Raw genomic sequence first — 722 nt, 5'->3', positions numbered from 1 at the left:
TAGAAGGTCATGTGCCCCCGGCGGACATCCGGCGCTTGTTGGCCGAACGCCCTGATGCGGTCGGGCTGACAGTGCCAGGTATGCCCTATGGCTCACCTGGTATGGGGCCGGAGAGTGAGCGGGAAGCCTATTCGGTTTTCCTGATCGGTAAGGATGGCACCACAGAAGTTTTCAACCATTACAAGGCAGCGTGATTGCCAATTTTTTGCAACAACCGCAAACGGAATTGCCAAGCGTTTAGTGTGAATTTCGGTAGCAGCGATTGAAAAGCGAGTTCAAGGTCGGCTAGTCCGATACGGGGCTGGTCCGATGCTCCGAAGGAGTATGGCCCACCCAAGACGCTCTACAACTGCTAAAAACGTTAGAGCGACAACGGCGTGTTTGCACGGATCATGGAAAGGCTGGCTTCGGACCATTCCGATCACAGGGCGATCATGATAAAAGTGAGCAGGCGAACGCCATGCGTTCAATTGAGCCTGCGCAAGTATCTGAAGGCACATCGCATGGCTTCAAGCCTACGGTTGAAAAAAGGGGCGCTGGTGCCTGATTGGGCGTGCCAACGGCGGAATGAGCGCCAAGTTGCATGCCGTCAGCGATGCTTCTGGCCACCCAATCCGGTCTTTCATAACTGTCGATCAGATCAGTGACTACACGGGTGCCAGGGCACTTCTAAGCAGCCTACCAGCCGCCGATTGGATGATTGCTGATCGGGGTTACGATTC

General features: G+C 55.0%; 1 protein-coding gene and 1 pseudogene. Both read left to right on the top strand.

All coding sequences use genetic code 11. The annotated features are described in order from the left end of the window. Positions 1–194 (top strand): DUF411 domain-containing protein (locus ACR0EL_RS22260; protein WP_480502325.1); only part of this gene is annotated, 194 nt, incomplete at its 5' end. 108 nt (positions 195–302) lie between these two features. Next, positions 303–722, top strand: a pseudogene (locus tag ACR0EL_RS22255) (transposase); the annotation flags it as partial.

The organism is Ruegeria sp. AH12 (assembly GCF_056541465.1).
Note: the sequence above shows the minus strand (reverse complement) of the source record. Positions and strands in the feature narration are given on the sequence as shown.